The organism is Calidifontibacillus oryziterrae, assembly GCF_000331575.1.
In the GTDB taxonomy this organism is placed as follows: Bacteria; Bacillota; Bacilli; order Bacillales; family Bacillaceae_J; genus Calidifontibacillus_A; species Calidifontibacillus_A oryziterrae.
In genome coordinates this window covers 24,575-43,662 of the sequence record NZ_KB223527.1, presented here as the reverse complement: position 1 = coordinate 43,662, position 19,088 = coordinate 24,575, and the positions used below count along the sequence as shown (strand labels likewise).

Below are 19,088 nucleotides of genomic sequence, written 5' to 3'. Positions count from 1 at the left end.
ACTGATTACAAAGCGATGTATTTAACAGTAAAAGTAATCACACACAGCAATCGTTTGACCAAATTTTAACACGAATTAAATGTCGTTATATTAAAAAATTATGGCAATATAAGGACTATTTGGTTGAATATTATGCAATTATCTTGTGAAGTTAGTAGTTCCAATTGTTTAAAGTAAGAATTATCTTTATCGAAATCTTTCTAATTTTTTGTTTTTCCTTTTAATTGGGATTACGATTATAGTAAAATTTTCATGAAGAATGAGTCTATGAATAAAAAAAGAGCTAAATAATATCCAAATATAACAACGAAAAAGGTGAACGAATTGAGTAAACTCATCAAAACTAATGCAATGAGAATTCTTGATAAGAAAAAAGTAAAATATAATATGTACTCATACGACGCTGGTGATGGGATGATCAGCGGAATAGACGTTGCTGAAAAAATAAACAAACCGAAGGAAATGGTATTTAAAACTTTAGTATCCCATAACGGCCAAAACCTTTATGTTTTCGTTATTCCTGTAGCTTGTGAACTAGATTTAAAAAAAGCTGCAAAAGCAGCAGGGGAAAAGAAGCTTGAAATGCTTCCAGTCAAAGATTTGCAAAAATGGACGGGCTATATTCGTGGGGGATGTTCTCCAATTGGTATGAAAAAGAATTATCCTACATACGTTGACAGTAGTGCAACAAATTATGATGTAATTATTGTTAGTGCTGGCAAAATAGGAACACAAATTGAAATTGAACCAACCCAACTGGCGGCTGCAACAGGTGCTCAATTTTTAGACATTACAAAAAAAGATTAAAGGATGATGTAATGAAACGTAAAGACTTTATCTTACTTTCTATAATATTAGTTATCTTCCTTAATATTAATTATCTTCCTTTCTATTGCAGTCACATAATCGATAATGAAACATACTATTTGTGATTACCAACGATTTTTAATAAGATAAAATAGTCGACATGATTAATTTTTGAGGGAGGATTTGCATTGAAACCAATTAACCCTTCTGTTGTACAAAACAAGCTTAATGAATTCAATGGCAAGGAGCTATTTTTACATTTAGAAACAACAAACGGAGCATATGCTTCCCATAAAAATGAGGCTGCCATGACTGTTGGTGCCTATATTCGCAACGGATTAATCCGTTATCAGCATGCGAAAATTACTGGAAATGGTCCGTACCGCGTTGGTATGAAAATGGACCAAGGCTGGGTTTATGCTGAAGGCTTAACCCACTATGAAGTAGATGGAAAAGACAGATTGTTATTGGCCGGTCACGATCGTGACGGTAAACTTGCGGTTGCCTGTCAAATTGGCGTACAACCGTTCAACTAGATCGAACGAAACGAAACGACGAGATATAGATTGGAGTGTTTACATGGAGAGCCGTGTTTTAGTTATATTTCCACATCCAGATGATGAAGCATTTGGTGTTTCTGGAACCATTGCTTTACATACTGAAAAAGGCATACCAGTAACGTATGTTTGCTGTACGCTTGGTGAAATGGGGCGGAATATGGGAAATCCGCCAATTGCAAATCGTGAAACGTTGCCACAAATTCGTAAAAATGAGCTTATTAATGCTGCAAACGCGATTGGAATTGAAGATTTACGAATGCTTGGCTTGCGTGACAAAACGTTAGAATTTGAGGACGTAACTGATTTAGCAGATCGTTTTCTGAAGATCATTGAGGAAGTAAAGCCGTCACTTGTTATTACGTTTTATCCAGGCTATAGTGTCCATCCTGACCATGATGCTACAGGCTATGCTGTTGTTCAGGCGATGAAGCAAATCCCCGAACCAAGACGTCCAAAATTATACTGCCTAGCATTTTCAAATGACTGCATTGAAAAACTAGGGAAACCGGATGTATATATAGATGTCTCAATGGTTATCGATAAAAAAATTGCTTGTATTTTAGCACATGAAACACAAGCATCCGGCTTTATGAAAGAATTACCAAATAAGTTAAAAAATAAAGATCCGGAAGTGCTTAAATCATTTACGACCGAACGATTTTGGACATATTCATTTAAGTAAAAGAGCTCAAAACTGAGTTCTTTTTTTCATAATTGTCGTAAATGGCATTTGATTTTATAGTAATATAATTTTATTATTATGTGAAAATCATCATTTTTTGAGAAATCATAAAATGGTTTTTTTATTTTCACAATATTTGTTTCCAAATACTATCTTGGTTTACCTATAAATTCCCATAAAAATAATAAAATGTAAAAATTGTATAAAAAACGTGATATATGTCACAATGAAGCGACCGAAATTTTGGTAGAATATACAAAATAATATTTTAGGGGTGGGAAAACATGAAAGCATTTCAGATTGAAAAAGAGCGCCAACAGTTTTCTGACTTTTTAAAAGATACAAAAAATACAGATATTGACACTTTGTCTAAATATATTTCAAACGATTGTTTTAAATGCTTTCAAAATAAGGAAAAAAGAATGAGATTTACAAAAGGCCAAATAGTTATGTCACAATTTGAAAAAAAACATGGTGTATATATAGTAATTTCAGGTTTAGTCAAACTCGCTATGCAAGATGAGAATGGAAATGAATTAACTGTTGGTATAAAGAAAACAGGCGATATCTTTTCTGATTCTTGTTTTTTTAATAAAGGTGAAAATACCTACTCCTTTACCGCTACTATGTTTCAATCCGGGGAAGTTATTTTTATACATTCTAAATATATTGAGAAGGAATTAAAAGTTTGCCCTTATTTATCTGAGGGAATGATGAGGTGTTTATCTGAACAGGTTGAAGATTATGCATCAAGATTATTTGAAATGGCACATCTTGACAATTTTTCAAAAACAGTGAAAACAATAAATAAATTAGTAAAAAAATTTGGGAAGAGGCATGTCGATGAAATTTATATTGACCTTCCGCTCACGATCCAGGAATTTGCTGGCTTAGTAGGTGCCTCGAGAGAAAGTATTAGTCGAGTTTTTTCAGAGCTACAAAAAGACAATGTAGTGGAAATTAGAAACAAAAAAATATTTATTACAAATAAAAATAAATTTTTTTCATATCTGTAGATGATAATACGAAGAAAACATGACGAAGAAGTCACGACGAAAACTTTGACTTCTCACGAATAAAGTCTTGATAGTTCTCGTTAGTGTAATAAGATTCAAGAATTATCTGAAAATAAGGGAAATAAGGCAAGAACCTCTTAATGAGGATTTTGCCTTTTTTTATAATGCTTAAAAATAATAATTTAGAAAAAAATAAGAACATATTATGTCAAATGAGGAGGAAAGCTCGATATGCCAAAAGTTGAAGTTGCTTGTACAATTTCAAACTGTACATTTTATGGTGAAGGGAACGTATGTAATGCTGAACGAATAACTGTAGAAATGGATCGTCATGCTGGATATGATACAGAATTATCGATGGAATTAGGCGAAGCAAACCACATTGATGAAGCAACTAATTCTGCAGAAACATGTTGCAAAACATTTAAACCGAAAAACTAACCTTTCATGACTTAAGTCACGTTTGTTATTGATACTGTAAAAACGGAGGCACGGGAAGTTTGAGGTGTTCTCGTGCTTCTTGAACAAATCAAACATAATTACTTTGTTCTAAAAATATTAAGCGACGGTTCTTACACAACACAATTAAATGAATTATAATGAACTAATGAATTACTAGATTAACAGCTTAGGAGAGAATGTATTTTATGAACAAAAAAGACGTCGCAAATCTTCGCAGACAATTTAAACTTAATAATGAACTATTAAAAATCACTGACATTTATAACGTCTACATCCGAAAGGAAAGTAGCGAGATCTACCATGAAGAAAGTCGGCCGTTTTCAATACTTGACCAGGATCAACAAGAATTATTCCTCGCTAATTTTAAAAAGGTACTAACTGGACAATTAGATGTGAAACTATTTGAGTTAAAATTCCAGCAAGAGGGAGACGATCATAGCCAACAAATACTACTAAATGGGCTACAGGCAGTTAGCATCGAAGAATGGAAACAACATATGCTCACAATCGTAGCAAAAATGCTAAAAGACGTTCAATATACAATGGACATCGTTGTAACATTCATCCGTGGTGAGTATTTTAAACCGACAAAAAAAAGTAATGATGAAGCGGAAGAAAGTGGACTGGATGAAGTTTCTAGACATCCATTTATTCTTTGCAGTATGAACAAAACCCAGCAACCGCAAAAAGTATTGCTATTTGATTATATTGAGAAACAATTTAAATACAATGTTGTCGTTGATTCTGTTATAAATTTAACAGCTCCAATCGGTGGATTTTTGTTTCCGTGCTTCACGGATCATTATTCAGATATGAATCACATTCTTTATTTTGCCGGAAAAGCAAATGAACCAGATTCCTATTTTATTGAGACGGTATTAAATGCCGATACTATCATAACAGCTCAGGAGGATAAGGCGATCTTCGAGGATGTTGTAAAAGAAGTCGTTGGCGAACAAATGGATGCATCCACACTAGCAAATGTTTATGAGGAAATTAATCGAATTATCGATGAAAATGAGGAAGAAGAGGCCCCGACATTAGATTACAAGGATGTGGAGCGCGTATTAAAGGTTAGTGGAATTGAAAATATCGAACAAGAAAAGGTTGAAATAGCATTTCAAAAAGTCATTGATGACGAAAAATATGAGTTTAAAGCAAGCAACATTATTCCGAAAATCAATTCAAAATCAATTAAAATAAACACTAAAGTGGCTAATATCTCAATTAGTCCTCAAGATTTAAAATATATTAGGCAAGTGAATTTCAACGGCAAACGATGTATATTAATAGAAGTTGATGAAGATACTATGGTTGAGGGCTTCACACTGGCAACAGAGACATTTTAATCGTATAACATAGAGACATTTTGAAGAGAAAGAACGAATAGAATATCTAGTTCAATAAGGATAAGTGGTAATTTTATGTGAAGTAGCTTAATTTGATTTTTATTTGAGATAATCATCTAATAGTTATTATATAAAAAGTTCAGAAGCGGAGAGCTTAGTCCTTCCGCTTCATTTTTTTGGTGGTTTATTTTCATCGGCCATCTCCATACTATATACAAGCTTTTGAGAAGGTCTACTGGCATTTTCATTACTAAATCCCATCGACCGTAAAACCAATAAATGAACGATAAACTCACCAGCAGTGATGATGGTCGCTGCAATAATACTTCCCCAAGCAATTTGCAAATAATTTCCTAAGATGACGCTCCCAAAAATCCATACAATCAAATAAGTCAAAAGAAAATCTGCAATAAGGGCATTTCTATTTCCTACTAACGGCAACAATATCATATCTCCAGCGAAATAAGAAATTGCCGTCAATAACAAACTAAATGAAACAATATCAACCCATGTTGCCTCAAAAAATAAATCAAGTCCGACTGCAAAAGCTAACAAACAAGTGACAAATTTAATCACTAAAATTGTTAAATTATTCATTTTTAATCACCTCCATTTTTACTATTTTGGTTGATTTACGATAAATTCATACCAAAAAGAAAAGCTTGGATGAAAATGAATTTCATACCAAGCAAGAAGGAACAATTATTCTTATTATATGAAAGTAAGACAAGTTAAACTTTTATCTTTTTTTCTTACTTGCAAGATCATCGGTTAGCTTTTTTTTCTTTACTTTTTCCAAAGCAACTTCAACGTTAATCGTTCTATCGGTAATTTGTTGAACCTTTACCACTTTTCCTTTACGACCTTTAATTTTTAAATCTTCATCCACCGCTGGAGCCCGTTCACTCAACTGACTTAGTAATAGCTGTTGGTCTTCATAAAAATGGACAGTAAACATTTTCATCCCACCTAGTTACAATTGATTTTTTTTTGACTCTTTCTATAAAAATATAAGTTTCAAAGAAATTTAGACCATATAAAATGAAATATTTGAGCCAAAATAATGGATTAAATAATGGAGACAAGAAGTCCCAGCTTTCCTTTTAATTGAAAAACCAACTTAGGGGACTCTCATAATGTTATACGTAAACTAAAAATATTTTATATCGACCGACACAAATCGACTCCTTTCGACGAAATGTGTAATGAACATACATACAAGACATAAGGAGAGAAAAATAATGAAAAAGAAAAAAATAGTTCATTTATTAACAAGTAGTGTCTTAACATCAGCTTTTATTTTTTCAAACGGAGCAACGATTACCTTTGCGAATGAACAAGAGAATCCAAAATCAGTTGCTACCGTACCAGAAACAGTAGAAACTGTTACAAGTAGCGAACAGCAAAATAATGGCGAAATACAAGAGAATGGAACAACGCAAGCGACTACAGAGCAACAAGAGAATGTAGAAACACAAGCTCCCACTGATCAAGAGAATGAAGAAGAAAAGGAGCAAACAACCACTGAAGAAATTGATAATAGCGATGAGTCTACTAAACAATCAGCCGAAACAGAAAAAGAAGCAGGAGTACAGGACGAAGAAATCTTTGATAATGAAGAAATGAATAAAAAGACCGTAACAGATGATGAGTTAAAAAAGCCATCTTTAATTCCCGGTGATTTCTTCTATTTTGTAAAAAAGATGGTCGAAAACATTCGTATTGCTGTAACTTTTAATGATTATAAAGAAGCCCAATTGTTAGCAGAGTTCGCAGCTGAACGAATTGCCGAAGCCAATGCACTACTTGCGGTAGGAAAAAGCGAGGAAGCTGAAAAATTATTACAGGAAGCAATCACGACACAAAAGAAAGCCGAAGAAACAATATCTGATACTGAAAATACAAAAGAAACCGAAACTACCGATGAAACAAAAGTAGAAGGAACAGAAGAAGGTACGGGCGAAACAAACGAAAACGAAACGGAAAAGACAGAAGAAAATGGAACAGAGGAAGGAAATGAAGAAACAGATATAAATGAGGAGAATTCAACTGAAGATGCAGATGGAAATGGAACAGAGGAAGGAAATGAAGAAACAGGTATAAATATCGAGAATTCTACTGAAAATTCCGATGGAAATGGAACAGAGGAAGCTATCGAGAATAATGAAACAGATCAAAAAGAAGCTGAAAATGCAAACGAAGAAAATACTGAAACGGACCAAAATGATGTGAATACTTCAGACAAAGTAAATACTGAAAAAACAGTAAAATACAAGCTTGCCAATAATATTAATGCTTTACTAATGGTTTTACAAAAGATTGAGAATCCAAGAGCTCAACAAGCAATTATGAAGAACATTGAAAAATCATTTAGTAAATTAGAAAAGAAGTTTGAGAAGATTTCTGAAGCAGAAGAAAAATATTCAGAAAAATTGAGCCAGATAGAACAAAAAGCAGGAACCGGACAAATAACGGAAGAGGAAGAAAATCGTGAAGTTACAAAGTTACAGATTGAATTAAATTATAAACTCCAAAAAATTAATGCGGAAGATGTTAAAAGCGGTGAGGAAATAGTAAAGGAAACTAATAAATCAATGACAGAACGTCAAAAGGAAGAACAAAAAGCTGTAAGAAAAGAAACAAAAAAGCAAAACAAGTCAGCTAAGGAAGAAGTTGCCAAGCAACGCGAACTAGCAAAAAAAGAAGTAGAAAAGAAGCGCGAAGAAATTAAAAAAGAACTAGAAATGAAGCGTGAACTTGCTAAAAAAGAAGTTGAAAAGAAATATGAAGCAGCAAAAAAGGAGCTAGAAAAAAAGCAGGATAAAGCTATAAAAGAAATAGAGAAGCGTCAAAAACACGAAGATAAAAAAGACAAGAAACAAAATAACGGAAATGGTAAAAACAAAGATTAATAATGTGTGAGAGGTGCGCCATGGTGGTGCACCTTTACAATTTAGTATGGTATGACTAGAATAGTTCCACCTTTACAATTAGTATGGTATGACTAGAATAGATCCACCTTTACAATTAGTATGGTATGACTAGAACCAGCTCTACCTATTTAGCTATCAATCTTCAACTTACGCAAGGAGTGTAATAAGGCCAAAAATGCAATTTCAATAATAAAGCCGCTGAGGATGACAAATACGGCGACTGCCATAAACTGCTCCATAGAAAAGTTGATCGCAAAGGAACTTACAATCATTGATACAAACGTCACAATCATATAGATATAAAAAGTTCTCTCTGAACGTTTTTTTAAATCTTCATCACCATGTTGGTGCACAATCGCGAAAATAAGCTGAAAAAGGTAAAAGACTAGTATTAATTTTATAACTCCTAAAGCACTCATATAAAGCGGCCAACCGATTACAAACGGTAACTGTCCGAGCTGGTCCATTCCCGTATTTTGCTGAATAAATATGGTAGGGATTGAAAGTAAAATGAGAACAAATGATAGATTTTTTGCTTTAGACCCAATAGGGAAGTCATGGACGATCAATGTAATTCCAGAAAAAATGAAATAGTATCCAATTGGATCTGCTAAAATATCAATTGCAATTATATGAATCTCAATTATGACAAATAAAAACCCCCAAAAGAGTTTGCTAAATGCTTGACTCATTTTTTCATCTCTCCTTTGTTCTCAGAAATGATTTCATTCACACCTTGTTGGGTAAGGAAGGGATGATCATTGATATGTGATTTTCTAATAAATGGCTCTCCTTCAGCTGTTTTTCCGATGATTTCAACCCCAAAATCAAAATAGCTTTTTCGCTCAGGATTAAATAACATTGAAAGCTGGAGCCAATCATTTTTTTCTAATTTAAACGGAAAAATATCATCAGTAATCGCGATACCTTCGACCTCATTCCATTCTACATTCATTCTATCCTCAAACCAAGCCGGACGATCGCCACCAATCATTAATGTTTCTAGTTTTTTAAGTGTTTTCTGATTTACGTTTACCTTTACAAAAACGTCTTCAACGATATATTCAGAAAAAGGAACTTTGATCGCCTCAACTGTAAGGGGTGTAGTCGCCACCATAGATTCCTCTTCACGATGCTGATTACTGCTTGAGCTAACGCGCATTTCTAACATATCGAAATTAGGTAGCTTCCCGTAAACAATTACTTTGCCAATATTAGCTGTAACGGTTTGACCGTCAGAAAAAACAAAAGAGATTTCATCAAACGACCAACTATTATCCGTGCCTGCTTCAAGTGGTAGAACATGCTGTGGAAGCTGTAGTCGAACTGATTTTAAATATTGATGTGAAAATTCCTGTTCAAACTTCGGTGTAGGAGAGTCGTCGTTCCAAAAACCCTCATCTGACACTGGATAGACTTCAACTCCGTCAAGAACAGCATAGCTCACACGAGACCGATCCGCTTTATTGCTCAAATAATAAAACGTAACAAATGTTTCATCTTGCAAATAAATTTCATAGTAGTGCTCTAAAAAAATATTCTGATCAATTTGCTTCGATTCGTAATACAAATAATTTGCGAACCAACTGAAGATAACAACCACCATACCTAACCAAAATAGTTTTTCTTTCAAGAAAAGTTTCCCCCGATTCATTTTTATCGTGTTTCCATTTTACCATAAGTCTATTTGGTATTTTATTCCATATAGTAAACTGAAATATTTTATTTTTAATTTTTTATCTGTTAACATACATTTAATTTCTAGAAATATTAAATATAAAATTGAAAGGTCTGTAATTATTACGGAACTATATTTTGTAAGAAGGAAATCATGTATGTATCAATATAGAACGAAAGGATGGATAGCGATGAATCATTGGCATGCTCGGTTCTTAGCAGAGAACTATGTTTATGGAACGGAAGCAAATGTGTTTTTAAAGAAACATCATAATAAACTTAAAATTTTGGGGAATGCCTTAGCTGTTGCAGAAGGCGAAGGTCGCAATGCTGTATATTTAGCGGAACAGGGTATGGCCGTGACAGCATGGGATTATGCGGAATCAGGATTGTCAAAAACAAAAAAGCTTGCAAAAGACCGCGGAGTGGTTGTAACTACTGAACTTGTCGACTTAAATGAAGCAAAATGGGAAAAGGAAAAATGGGATGAAATCGTTTGTATTTATGGACACTTTCCGTCACAACTGCGAAAGAAGCTACTTCAAAATATTAAAGATGCTGTTAAGCCTGGAGGTTATTATCTAACGGAAGTATACTCGCACTATCAAATTCCATATAAAAGTGGCGGACCGCAAGATATAGAGATGTTATATAAGCCTGAAGAATTTTATCATACTTTTTCAAACTGGCGCATCGTTCACTTTTTCTTGGGTGAGGTTGAACGTAAAGAAGGAGAGCTACATAATGGCTTGTCCCATGTAATCCAATTTGTCGGTCAAAAGCCGGAAAAATAGTATTTCAATCAAATTTTATTCACGATTGTATATGTATTTTTAAATGAAAGGAAGTACGACTATGTTAACTAAGATAGACAGCAACCAAATGGGTAGTAGTGATTTAGGATGGTTAAAAAGCAAATTTCACTTTTCGTTTGCGGAATATTTTAATCCAAACAATATTCAATTTGGTGTTTTACGTGTGATCAACGACGATTTGGTGAAGCCAAAAACAGGGTTTGACACTCATCCTCATCGGGATATGGAAATCATTTCGTATGTCGTAACAGGCGAATTAACGCATGGTGATAGCATGGGAAACCGAACCACACTCACACGTGGACATGTCCAATACATGAGTGCCGGATCTGGCGTCCGTCATAGTGAGCATAATTTAGCTGACGAAACATTACGTTTTCTGCAAATTTGGATTTTGCCAGATAAACATGGCCATCAGCCAAACTATGGAGATGTTCGCTTCAATTGGGATGATCGAAAGAACAAGTGGCTTCACATGGTTTCAGGCAAAAATGGAATAGCTCCTATTAAAATAAATCAAGATGCTAATATTTATTCACTTGAATTAGAGGGACGTAAGGAAATTAGTTTCCCTGTAATAGAGGGCAGACAGGCTTACCTAGTTCAAATCGAAGGAACATCAGTCATAAACAATATCAAGTTAACTGATAGGGATGGAATGGAGATTGTTGAGGAAGATATTTTTATTCTGGCAGAAAACACATCTCATATCTTATTGATCGAAATGAAACGGATGTAGAATCAATTGTAAGTTTTAAAGCTTACCCATATATCCGGTTAAGTTTTGTAAACTAACCGAAATATCCCATTATGTTGAAAAGCTAACCGAAATATCCCATTATGTTGAAAAGCTAACCGAAATATCCCATTATGTTGAAAAGCTAACCGAAATATCCTATTAAGTTAAAAAGCTAACCGAAATATACGGTTAGCTTTTTAATGTTAGTAAATTATAAAATTTATGTCCATGAAATAAAATCGCGATGAATATACTAATTCAATTCATTTGCCGTTTGTTCTTTTACTTCGAAGGTGAAGTTACTTCCTCATAACAACAATTTTCCTCATTCCAAATGTAGCAACCGTCCTTCAATTCAATACAATATGGATATGGTTGTTCGGAAGTAGATATACTTTGACCATCGTTGTTAATTTCCTTATTTATTAATTCCATTAGTTCATCTTTTTTTATTTGTCGGCATACATGTCCGATCGTAAGTTTTACATTATTATTTAAGTTGTATTCTTGTATAATTGCTTCCTTGAAAGGGATGTTATACTGTAACATAATTCTTACATCATCTAGATAAAGAACCCCAAAAACATGTCGCAGCTTTTGAGAGCCAATTTTAAAGTCTCTTTCAGAAACCCAATCTTTGACGCTAGTTAACGGATTGTGGATAAGATAAAGTTTTTCATACATGAAGCATTCTCCATTTCTAATGAAACAATTATTACAATTTCAACTTGGTTCTATTATAAGATCAGATTGTAGATTGGATCGTTTAATGGCTTATTGAAATTTAAAAACTAGTTATCGCGTTAGGTTGTTCAATGTTCAATAATATTTTGCATTACTAAGCTCTCAACTTTTTGTTCGATTGCTTCAAATGTAGTTTTTAATGAATAGGCTAATTCTTTGTACAAAATATTTTGAATGAAAGTTAGTAGTTTTTGATCTGCATCCCCAAATTTCTTATTAATGCTTTCTGCCATGTGTTTTTTGCGTATTAGCGTATTAGCAACTTTTGCAATATCTTTACGATTCCCAGAATTTATAATATCGTTATACATTCTCGCACGATCATGATTCTTTTCAACCCATTGTACACCGGGTTCATTAAATGTTTTGATGATTTCCTTTGCTTCATCCTCATTCATCATGCCCATCATCACTACATTTTCATTATCAGTTGGATTATTAATAATTAATCGGTCATTATCTATTGGATGCATAACGTAATATGTTTTTGTCATCCCAGCGTATGTTTTCTTACAAATATCATCTATCCTGCATATTCCATGTGTTGCATAGATGACTAAATCTCCTACACTAAACATTATCGTTACTCCTGTTCTTCTTATTGTCAATCAGGTTGACTATCTCTATTTTAAGACTTTTACGCAGTTTTTGTCAACTTAGTTTACATTAATTGTAAGAAAGCTTTAATAATATAGCTTATGTAGGAGTTGGGTTTTTAAATGTAATTCTAGATGTTCATTATTTGAAAGAGGTAGGGGGAATGGGTTAATTCTGTCCGAAGGTAAACGTAGTTCGGACACCATTTGAGAAAAAGCGGTCATTTCTGTCCGAACTTAAGCCTAGTTCGGACACCATTTGAGAAAAAGCGATCATTTCTGTCCGAACTTAAGCCTAGTTCGGACACCATTTGAGAAAAAGCGATCATTTCTGTCCGAACCGAAGCCTAGTTCGGACACCATTTGAAGAAAAGCGGTCATTTCTGTCCGAACTTAAGCCTAGTTCGGACACCATTTGAAGAAAAGCGGTCATTTCTGTCCGAACCGAAGCGTAGTTCGGACACCATTTGAGAAAAAGCAATCATTTCTGTCCGAACCGAAGCGTAGTTCGGACACCATTTGAAGAAAAGCGGTCATTTCTGTCCGAACTTAAGCCTAGTTCGGACACCATTTGAAGTAAAGCGGTCATTTCTGTCCGAACTTAAGCCTAGTTCGGACACCATTTGAAGTAAAGCGGTCATTTCTGTCCGAACTTAAGCCTAGTTCGGACACCATTTGAGAAAAAGCGATCATTTCTGTCCGAACCGAAGCCTAGTTCGGACACCATTTGAGAAAAAGCAATCATTTCTGTCCGAACCGAAGCGTAGTTCGGACAAGTGTAACGCTAAAGAGATATGATCAAGACTGAATATTATAAGATAAAGTAAGATTTTCAAGCAGGGGATGCCCCTTAACGAAAATTTTACATTAAAGATAAAAAATTAGTCATTCAACACCCCCCAATCTGATTTTAAAATTTCTTTGAGGAAGGCAATTTGTTGATCACCAATTTTTTCTATAATTTTTTTCTCGAGAGAAGCTTTAAGAGCTGCGTTTTTCTCAAAACATTGCTCACCTAATGATGTTAATCTTATGCATTTTTCCTTATTGTTATTTTCTACATTCATGACTTCTACTAGCCCTTTAGAATGTAAATTTTTAATAAACTTGTGCGTAGCTTGTCGGGAGATATCTACATTTTTAGAAATATACGAAATCGTTGGTTGTTTTTTATATATTCTTGCCATAATAAACCATTCAGAATTCGAAATATATATATCACTGTTGCCATTCCACATTTTTTCAGTTATTTCACGAAGCAATAGGTGACGTTCACCTAATAAATCAATTAAATCTAGATTTTCGAATTGAGGTTTCAATCAATTCACTCCAATCATTATTATCGCCAATTACTATACAAAAAACAGCCATTAACGTCAACTAGGTTGACATTAAAAATATAAAAATTTCAAACTTATAAAACAAGTAAACGGTTGATTAATTAAAGGATTACTGAAAAAAATAGCGAAAACAAACTATAATATCCTAGAATATTTTGTAAAGGAATGCAGTATAGTTTAAGAAATATAGCTTGAACAATAGAAAAAAACACGAAAAATGGAATGGGAGGAGATTCTCATGAAAAAAATTAAAATGAAAAGATGTATAAAATGCAAGAGACTCCTAAGTAATTCTTCCAAAGTATGTACAAAATGCGGTAGCATAGTAATTAATAGAGATGATCAGAATATTAGTAAAGAGGACAATGTTCCTAATAATAAAAAACAATAAAAAGTGAAAATAGTGAAATTTATGACCTAGCCTAGAACACCCGTGACTTTGATCATAAGAGGTCCAGTAATATGAAATAGTCTAGTATTTGAGTAAATTTAACAACGACTTTAATACACCTTTATAAAAATTAAAATATTTGGAGTGATTTATGTGAAAGCAATTATTCATGAGGGGAAATTGGGGGTTGCCGGACTTTCTTATCGTGATTTTGAGGAAGTTCAACCCCAGGCAGGTGAGGTTAAGGTGAAATTAAAAATAGCAGGACTGAATCACCGTGACCTTTTTGTCCTTAATCGCCATCAACCGTCCGATCCACCTTTAATAATTGGCTCAGATGGAGCTGGGATCATTGAAGCTGTTGGAAAAGGAGTTGCAAATGTAAACGTCGGTGATGAGGTCCTAATAAATCCTGGGATTGGGTGGAAGGAAAAAACAGATGCACCCCCACAAGGGTTTGAAATTCTTGGCCATCCATTTCATGGAACGTTTGCGGAATACGTTGTTATACCTTCTGAAAATGTAGTACCGAAACCTGAGTATTTAACTTGGGAGGAAGCTGGTGTATTATCTCTAGCTGCTCTCACAGCGTATCGGGCACTATTTACAAGGGGACGAATTCAATCAGAAATGAAAGTTCTTATCCCAGGAATAGGTAGTGGTGTCGCTACATTTTTACTACAATTTGCAAAAGCGGTAGGTGCAACCGTCTATGTTACATCACGCTCACCAGAAAAGTGTCAGATGGCTCTCGAGCTTGGTGCTGATAAGGCAATTAATAGTAATGAAGATTGGAGTAAGGCACTTGGAAGAGAAAAAATGGATCTTGTCATTGAATGTGTTGGAGCAGCAACTTTCAACAAATCACTAGATCAACTTCGACCGGGTGGAACCATTGTTACGTTTGGCGCATCAGCTGGGGATGAAGTTCAACTCAATCTCCGTACCTTTTTCTATGGACAATTAAATCTTCTCGGATCAACAATGGGAAGCGCTGAAGAATATAAAGAGATGCTCGAATTTATTAAAGTTCATAAAATCAAGCCAGTTGTGGATCAAATATATCCACTTGACCAATTTGACAAGGCGTTCGAGCGGATCGAGACTGCTTCTCAGTTAGGAAAAATCGGCTTTAGTATAATGTAATAACTGCAGATCGCACAGTAAATAAAGCATATATTATCGCCAAATTAAGTAAAGAAACTGTTTTTGTAGAGATTTGAACACGAACGATTGGATCGTTTACTATAACGATTTTATCGTTCCTTTTTATTTTGTATTGAACTTTGAACAGCTCCTTAAACTTCATTCACAATTTTGTAGATGTTAACATGTCCAAATAATGGTAACCTATAAGTGTAGTAATAATTCCTACCATTTCGACTTTTAATACTATATGTTTCAAATTTTACTACACAAACGCGATCATTCTTCATGATTTTATTCACGAAAGATATACATGATTTTAGTCGCGCAATATACTCATAATTTTTATTCCCTAAAGATACTCATGATTCTAGTTGCGCAAGAGGTTTAAAAACTTTCATATTGATGAATGAAGGGGGCAATAGGAATGCCATTGATGAAAAAAATAGTTGTGGGTATGATTAGCTTATTTTTCATAATAAGTTCTGCAACTGGATGTAGCTTGGATGAAGTGCAATCGGAACAGGGAGCAGAGTTTCCTGTAAATAACGAACCTAAAGTACCGATTTCATTGCCAAATTTACTGAACACAAATTTTGCTAAATATGAAGATGTACCAGTTGAGTTTGCAGCGTCCCTTAGTCCGTATAAGGTAGCAGAGGGGCTCAGTAACGTAACGAATAAGGAACAGTTTCAGTTTTCTGACGATGCGGAACGTAAGTTAATCGAGAATGGTTTTGTCATCGTCCCTAGTCAATACAGAGAATTTTTTATGCTTTATGAAATGAATCGATATGAACCAATACCTAGCTTTATTACAACGGACTCGATGCTTCACAACTATCATTTGTTCTTTAATCACTTACTCCGTGAGCTAGAAAAGGAAAAATTGGCACCTTTATTAAAAGATCTCACAACAGACATGCTTTCAGAGTCGCTAGAGCAATATAACGCTGTTAAAGGAACCTCCTGGGAGAATGCCGCTAAACGGAATCTTGGTTTTTTCACTGTAGCAGGAAAGTTATTAAATTTAGAAATTCAAGTTCCAGAACTGATACAAACAGAAGTTAAAGAAGAATTACAACTAATTTCGAGTAGATCAGGGATTCAAGAATCGCCTTTAATGAATATGGGGCAGAATTTTAGAGGAACAGAGTTGCTACAAGAGGATTACTCCCAGTACATTCCACGAGGCCATTATGATAACGACGAACTTTTACAGTCGTATTTTAAAGCAATGATGTGGTATGGAAGAATGACTTTTAGACTCCAAAGTGAAGATGAAACAAAATCGGCTGTATTGATGACGTTGGCTCTCGGTAAAGGAGATAACGCGCAAAAGTGGGATCAAATTTACCATCCTACCACTTTTTTTGTAGGGAAAGCAGACGATTTGTCATTTCAACAATATAAGGAAATTTTAGAGATAATTTATGGTGGAACAATTGTACTTGAGAAATTGATCTCAGATGATCAGAAGTGGCACTCATTAATGGAAATGGCTGCGGAGTTTGAACCGCCGGTAATAAACTCTATTCCGATTTTTGACGAGGATATTCAACCTGACCGCGAAAAAATAATTACTGGATTTCGCTTTATGGGTCAACGATTCACCCTAGATGCTGCTATTTTTCAACGGTTGATTTATCGTGACGTAAAAGAAAATAATGAGGGACAAAGGCGAATGCTTCCAAAAGCACTTGATATTCCTGCTGCAATGGGGTCTAGTGAAGCATATTCCATCTTGGAAAGTTCAGGTGAAACAGAGTATGCGAATTACTCAACGAATATGAGTAAACTGCAAAACTATATCAATCGTCAAAATCAAGACATTTGGACACAGAATCTTTACTGGGGTTGGCTTTTTACTCTAGACGCTCTCCTTGATGAAAAAGGGGAAGGTTATCCGTCGTTTATGAATAACAAAGCTTGGATGCGAAAAGAATTAAATACATTTGTATCAAGTTGGACAGAGCTTAAACACGATACGATCCTATATGCGAAGCAAGTGTATGCGGAAATGGGTGGTGGCATGGATAATGTGGATGATCGTGGTTATGTAGAACCGAATCCAAAACTTTATGCTCGTCTAGCGGCATTAATCGCAATGACACGAGATGGCCTAACGTCTAGAAATCTTTTAAATGAAAGGGACCTTGAAAGTCTAAATCGGTTAGAACAACTTGCACTTTCTTTAAAAACGATTTCCGAAAAAGAGCTTTCTAATCAGCTACTTACGGAAGAGGAATATGATTTGATTCGTTCTTACGGGGGACAGCTTGAGCATTTTTGGTTAGAGGCATTGAGAGACATTGGGGTAGATCATCCTTCAGCGATAGGTGAAAATCCTGCAGCCTTAGTGACGGATGTTGCGACAAATCCTAATGGAGAAGTATTACAGGAAGCGACAGGACATATTTTTGAAATTTATGCGGTTGTTCCTGTTGATGGTATCCTGCGTATCACAAAGGGCGGAGTTTATTCACACTATGAATTTACAAGACCGTTGCCTGAGCGCTTAACAGATAAACAATGGCATGAGATACTTGATTCCGGACAGGCGCCAGCTCTAGCTGATTGGACTGCACCCTATATTGCACGATGAGATACACACCATTTCTGATAGGGTTTTTACTATTGGCAGGCTCGCTATATGGCTGTGATAATTCTAGTAAAATAAAAAATGAGAGTAACAGTTCCGTTCAGGGTTTTGCATCTGTTCAAGATGATCCGAGTAACACCACATATGCTGATCTCGCCTCTATTCAAAATGATCAGAGTTACTACAAATATCATGACTTTACTACTTTTCGCGAGGATCGGATGAAGCTGCCAGAAGGGGATGAAATTACTTATTTGTCAGCCTTCGGTGAAATCGGATTATCATGGAAGACGAGTCTGAATATAAAGGAAAAAACCGAGTTGGTAGAGGATTGGCAAAATCCTGATTTTAAAAAAAATGAAAAGTTACAATCTGCTCGTGAAGATGAAATAAGAATGTTTCTCCCAAAAGGATTTCAGCTTCAAAAATCGTTGCCCCAATATAGACTAATAAAAACTGAGATTTTTGATTTAGATCAAAACGGTACAAAGGAACAATTAGCATTGCAAAACGGGGAACTATCCGTAAAGACAAGCTCTCAAATTATTTGGCAATCAGATGCCAACTGGTGGATTGACTACTTCTTTGCCGGAGATACGAACAATGATGGCACGATAGAGCTTAACATGATCGTCTGGAAAGAAGGGAGCTTCGGTCCTAACAAGCCTTTTTGGATAGAAGAGGAGAATACCGAAGTAAAAAATCACCTGTTTATCTTTAAACTTGAACATGGCATTATGAAACCAGTCTGGCAATCTTCTAATCTTGATCAACCAAATTACTGTGTAGCAATTGTTGACGTAAATGAAGACGGCTCTAATGAATTAATTGCGATGGAGGGGAGCTATACGGATCTAACCAAAACAGACGTTACGCTGTGGAAATGGAACGGCTGGGGGTTTTCCCGGATGGATGAAAACTGACTTTCTAAAATCATTGATCGGATCATTCCGGTTCGAATCAGAAAAAAAGCAAAGCTAATTTATCAATAAAATTAGCTTTGCTTTTGCATCCAAAAAAGGTAACGTTCCAAAAATTAATAAAAATGCTGGTGAAAATATAGAGATTGTTGCTAAAAGCCCGCCTGACCATTCGTTCATATACTATTGTATATTATGTAAAGGAATAGAAAAAAATCTAAATCTCTGATTGCAAGAAGAAAATAAAAAAGAAGAGATTCAAAAAGCAGTGGAAAAGTACGAGTATATTCTGGAAACTATAACGATTAC

19 protein-coding genes are annotated in these 19,088 nt (G+C 34.8%); 12 read left to right on the top strand and 7 right to left on the bottom strand.

Going from position 1 to position 19,088, the window contains the following annotated elements; genetic code table 11:
- Window positions 1-351 precede the first annotated feature (351 nt).
- The 6 genes from ybaK to D612_RS0108665 all read left to right on the top strand — a co-directional run bounded on the left by ybaK (window position 352) and on the right by D612_RS0108665 (window position 4,876).
- Entirely contained in the window at window positions 352-807 is a 456-nt protein-coding gene (gene ybaK / locus D612_RS0108690) for a Cys-tRNA(Pro) deacylase (protein WP_034726505.1), read from the top strand.
- A gap of 188 nt (window positions 808-995) precedes the next feature.
- Window positions 996-1,343 carry a YojF family protein gene (locus D612_RS0108685; RefSeq protein ID WP_017755068.1) on the top strand — a complete coding sequence of 116 codons (348 nt, stop codon included), beginning with the start codon at window positions 996-998 and terminating at the stop codon, window positions 1,341-1,343.
- A gap of 43 nt (window positions 1,344-1,386) precedes the next feature.
- Window positions 1,387-2,049, top strand: a complete 663-nt coding sequence (bshB2, locus tag D612_RS0108680; protein ID WP_017755067.1) for a bacillithiol biosynthesis deacetylase BshB2 — start codon at window positions 1,387-1,389, stop codon at window positions 2,047-2,049.
- Window positions 2,050-2,333: 284 nt separating this feature from the next.
- Window positions 2,334-3,065 (top strand): Crp/Fnr family transcriptional regulator, encoded by a 732-nt coding sequence (locus tag D612_RS18150; RefSeq protein WP_017755066.1) that lies wholly within the window; start codon window positions 2,334-2,336, stop codon window positions 3,063-3,065.
- 231 nt (window positions 3,066-3,296) lie between these two features.
- Window positions 3,297-3,506, top strand: coding sequence for a DUF1540 domain-containing protein (locus D612_RS0108670; protein WP_017755065.1), 210 nt, complete (start codon window positions 3,297-3,299; stop codon window positions 3,504-3,506).
- A gap of 206 nt (window positions 3,507-3,712) precedes the next feature.
- Window positions 3,713-4,876, top strand: a complete 1,164-nt coding sequence (locus tag D612_RS0108665; RefSeq protein WP_017755064.1) for a DUF4317 domain-containing protein — start codon at window positions 3,713-3,715, stop codon at window positions 4,874-4,876.
- Between the two features lie 168 nt (window positions 4,877-5,044).
- On the opposite strand, the gene D612_RS0108660 is transcribed toward D612_RS0108665, so the two are convergent.
- On the bottom strand, window positions 5,045-5,473 hold the full coding sequence (locus tag D612_RS0108660) for a YndM family protein (RefSeq protein ID WP_017755063.1): 429 nt from the start codon (window positions 5,471-5,473) through the stop codon (window positions 5,045-5,047).
- A gap of 142 nt (window positions 5,474-5,615) precedes the next feature.
- Window positions 5,616-5,834 (bottom strand): hypothetical protein, encoded by a 219-nt coding sequence (locus D612_RS0108655; protein WP_017755062.1) that lies wholly within the window; start codon window positions 5,832-5,834, stop codon window positions 5,616-5,618.
- A gap of 283 nt (window positions 5,835-6,117) precedes the next feature.
- On the opposite strand from D612_RS0108655, the gene D612_RS18715 reads away from it, so the two are divergent.
- Entirely contained in the window at window positions 6,118-7,788 is a 1,671-nt protein-coding gene (locus D612_RS18715) for a DUF5667 domain-containing protein (protein WP_017755061.1), read from the top strand.
- A 149-nt stretch (window positions 7,789-7,937) separates the two neighbouring features.
- Here the strand turns inward: D612_RS18715 and D612_RS0108645 are convergent, their stop codons facing one another.
- Together D612_RS0108645 and D612_RS0108640 are read right to left on the bottom strand one after the other, a co-directional pair.
- Window positions 7,938-8,501: a hypothetical protein gene (locus tag D612_RS0108645; RefSeq protein WP_017755060.1), complete on the bottom strand. Its 564-nt coding sequence runs from the start codon at window positions 8,499-8,501 to the stop codon at window positions 7,938-7,940.
- Window positions 8,498-9,442 carry a hypothetical protein gene (locus D612_RS0108640; RefSeq protein ID WP_017755059.1) on the bottom strand — a complete coding sequence of 315 codons (945 nt, stop codon included), beginning with the start codon at window positions 9,440-9,442 and terminating at the stop codon, window positions 8,498-8,500. The genes D612_RS0108645 and D612_RS0108640 overlap by 4 nt, the downstream gene beginning before the upstream one ends.
- 235 nt (window positions 9,443-9,677) lie before the next feature.
- On the opposite strand from D612_RS0108640, the gene D612_RS0108635 reads away from it, so the two are divergent.
- Together D612_RS0108635 and D612_RS0108630 are read left to right on the top strand one after the other, a co-directional pair.
- Window positions 9,678-10,280: a class I SAM-dependent methyltransferase gene (locus tag D612_RS0108635; RefSeq protein ID WP_026092448.1), complete on the top strand. Its 603-nt coding sequence runs from the start codon at window positions 9,678-9,680 to the stop codon at window positions 10,278-10,280.
- Window positions 10,281-10,341: 61 nt separating this feature from the next.
- Window positions 10,342-11,040, top strand: a complete 699-nt coding sequence (locus D612_RS0108630) for a pirin family protein (protein WP_017755057.1) — start codon at window positions 10,342-10,344, stop codon at window positions 11,038-11,040.
- A 282-nt stretch (window positions 11,041-11,322) separates the two neighbouring features.
- Here the strand turns inward: D612_RS0108630 and D612_RS0108625 are convergent, their stop codons facing one another.
- From D612_RS0108625 to D612_RS0108615, 3 genes are all read right to left on the bottom strand, one after another.
- Complete coding sequence (locus tag D612_RS0108625) at window positions 11,323-11,724, bottom strand: hypothetical protein (protein ID WP_017755056.1); 402 nt, start codon at window positions 11,722-11,724, stop codon at window positions 11,323-11,325.
- A 128-nt stretch (window positions 11,725-11,852) separates the two neighbouring features.
- The gene (locus D612_RS0108620; RefSeq protein WP_017755055.1) at window positions 11,853-12,362 is read right to left on the bottom strand and encodes a CarD family transcriptional regulator; all 510 of its coding nucleotides are present in this window, start codon (window positions 12,360-12,362) and stop codon (window positions 11,853-11,855) included.
- 899 nt (window positions 12,363-13,261) lie between these two features.
- The gene (locus D612_RS0108615) at window positions 13,262-13,699 is read right to left on the bottom strand and encodes a MarR family winged helix-turn-helix transcriptional regulator (RefSeq protein ID WP_017755054.1); all 438 of its coding nucleotides are present in this window, start codon (window positions 13,697-13,699) and stop codon (window positions 13,262-13,264) included.
- 565 nt (window positions 13,700-14,264) lie between these two features.
- On the opposite strand from D612_RS0108615, the gene D612_RS0108605 reads away from it, so the two are divergent.
- The 3 genes from D612_RS0108605 to D612_RS18710 all read left to right on the top strand — a co-directional run bounded on the left by D612_RS0108605 (window position 14,265) and on the right by D612_RS18710 (window position 18,782).
- Window positions 14,265-15,257, top strand: a complete 993-nt coding sequence (locus D612_RS0108605) for a zinc-binding dehydrogenase (RefSeq protein WP_017755052.1) — start codon at window positions 14,265-14,267, stop codon at window positions 15,255-15,257.
- Window positions 15,258-15,684: 427 nt separating this feature from the next.
- A complete protein-coding gene (locus D612_RS0108600; RefSeq protein ID WP_017755051.1) occupies window positions 15,685-17,862 on the top strand; it encodes a DUF3160 domain-containing protein in 2,178 nt (725 codons plus the stop codon).
- A gap of 32 nt (window positions 17,863-17,894) precedes the next feature.
- Window positions 17,895-18,782 carry a hypothetical protein gene (locus tag D612_RS18710; RefSeq protein WP_017755050.1) on the top strand — a complete coding sequence of 296 codons (888 nt, stop codon included), beginning with the start codon at window positions 17,895-17,897 and terminating at the stop codon, window positions 18,780-18,782.
- Window positions 18,783-19,088 lie beyond the last annotated feature (306 nt).